The organism is Inquilinus sp. OTU3971, assembly GCF_038440215.1.
In genome coordinates this window covers 1-1841 of sequence record NZ_JASATH010000401.1, presented here as the reverse complement: position 1 = coordinate 1841, position 1841 = coordinate 1, and the positions used below count along the sequence as shown (strand labels likewise).

The window sequence follows — 1841 nt, the reverse complement described above, 5'->3', positions numbered from 1 at the left end:
GGAGCTGTCGATGGACGAACAGCAACGCATCGCCTTCGCCCGCCTCCTCCTGCACAAGCCGAAATGGGTCTTCATCGACGAGGCCATCGACCTGCTGGACGAAGACCATCGCCGGATCGTGCTCTCGATCTTCCGAAAGGAGCTGGCGGACACCGCCGTGATCAGCATCGGCCGCCGCGCCGCCCGCCCCGGCTTCTATGCCCGGACCCTGCATCTGAGCCGATATCCAGCCGCAAAGCCGGATGCGCTGGTGCCACCCTCCCGCCCCGAAAGCGACGCCGCCTGATCAGCGGAGCACCAGGACGGGGATCCGCGTGTGCGTCAGCACCTGCTGTGTCGTGCTGCCGAGAATCACCGCCGAGACTCCGCGCCGGCCATGGGACGCCATCGCGATCAGGTCGCACCCCTGGCTCATGGCGGCATCGATGATCGCCGCATAGGGGGCCTCATGCTCGACGACGAGCGGCTCGCAGATCACCCTGAGCGTCCTCGCCAGGGCGGCTCCCGAGGCCAGCCGCTCCTGCCCGTGCTGCCGCGCGTAGTCGGCGTATTCTTCCGCACCGACCAGGGGCCAGCTGCCGGCAATATGGTACGGCTCCGTCACCGTCAGCAGAGTCACCCGAGCGTGGACCTCCGCGGCGAGGCGAAGGCCTTGGTCAACCGCCCGTTCCGAATGCGGCGAGCCGTCCGTCGCGATCAGAATGTGTTTGAACATCCGTTTACGCTCCCTTGCGGATCGACGAGGAGCCAATCCGCGGCTGCGATGCCGAACGGTGTCCCGGGGGGGACGGCGACGGCCTTGATCCAGGTCAAGCGGCCAGCATGGGCGAGAGGGTTTGCGCTGGATCAAGGTCGTCCCCCGGGGCGGCGAGGATCCTTCCACGGCAAGGGACCGGAGAGGGCACGGAGACGCCGTCATGGAGATCAAGAGAGAGCATCACATCAACTTCTGGTATGTGATCGGCTCGATCCTGGCGGTTCTGGTGGCCCACAGCCTGCTGACGCAATCGAGCCGCGTCGAGGCCATCCCCTACAGCACCTTCCTCGACCTGGTCCGCGACGGCAAGGTCTCCGATCTCATGGTCGGCCCGACCAGGATCACCGGCAGCTATCGCGAGCCGGCGGCCGGACAACCGCGGGAATTCTCCACCGTCCGGGTGGAACCCGGCCTGTCGGACACGCTCGCAAAGTCCGGTATCAGCTTTTCCGGCGAGCCCGAGCCCGGTTTCCTGCAGACGATCCTCGGCTGGTTCCTGCCCACGATCGGATTCATCCTCCTCTGGCTCTTCCTGGTGCGCCCCTTCGCGCTGGGTCAGGGCTCTGGCGGGCTCCTGTCGATCGGCAAGAGCCGGGCGAAGGTCTATGTCGAGCAGGATGTCGGGGTCCGCTTCGCCGATGTCGCCGGCGTCGACGAGGCCAAGGAGGAGCTCCGCGAGGTCGTCGCCTTCCTGAAGAACCCGGCGACGCATGGCCGGCTCGGCGCCAGGGTGCCCAAGGGCGTGCTCCTGGTCGGCCCGCCGGGAACCGGAAAGACTTTGCTGGCGCGCGCCGTCGCCGGCGAGGCGGAGGTTCCTCTCTTCTCGATCTCCGGCTCCGAGTTCGTGGAGATGTTCGTCGGGGTTGGTGCCGCACGGGTGCGGGATCTGTTCGAGCAGGCCCGGCAGAATGCGCCGGCGATCGTCTTCATCGACGAGCTGGACGCGCTCGGCCGGGCCCGCGGCGCCTTCTTTCCCGGCGGCGGCCACGACGAGAAGGAGCAGACGCTGAACCAGCTCCTCGCCGAGCTCGACGGCTTCGACCCCAGTGTCGGCGTGGTGCTGCTGGCTGCCACCAACCGGCCA

At 67.6% G+C, this 1841-nt stretch carries 2 protein-coding genes and 1 pseudogene; 2 read left to right on the top strand and 1 reads right to left on the bottom strand.

The annotated features are described in order from the left end of the window. Positions 1 to 286 (top strand): annotated as a pseudogene (locus tag AAHM41_RS40095) (hypothetical protein); the annotation flags it as partial. Here the strand turns inward: AAHM41_RS40095 and AAHM41_RS40090 are convergent. Beyond that, positions 287 to 715 (bottom strand): universal stress protein, encoded by a 429-nt coding sequence (locus tag AAHM41_RS40090; protein WP_342242237.1) that lies wholly within the window; start codon positions 713 to 715, stop codon positions 287 to 289. It abuts the pseudogene before it with no gap. Between the two features lie 202 nt (positions 716 to 917). Here AAHM41_RS40090 and AAHM41_RS40085 point away from each other — a divergent pair. Then, positions 918 to 1841, top strand: a 924-nt coding sequence (locus AAHM41_RS40085; RefSeq protein ID WP_342242236.1) for an ATP-dependent metallopeptidase FtsH/Yme1/Tma family protein, incomplete at its 3' end; no start/stop codon positions are given.

What these genes read in the sequence shown, in the direction of transcription:
- AAHM41_RS40090 (WP_342242237.1), bottom strand. Translation starts at nt 715, where the DNA reads ATGTTCAAACACATTCTGATCGCGACGGACGGCTCGCCGCATTCGGAA.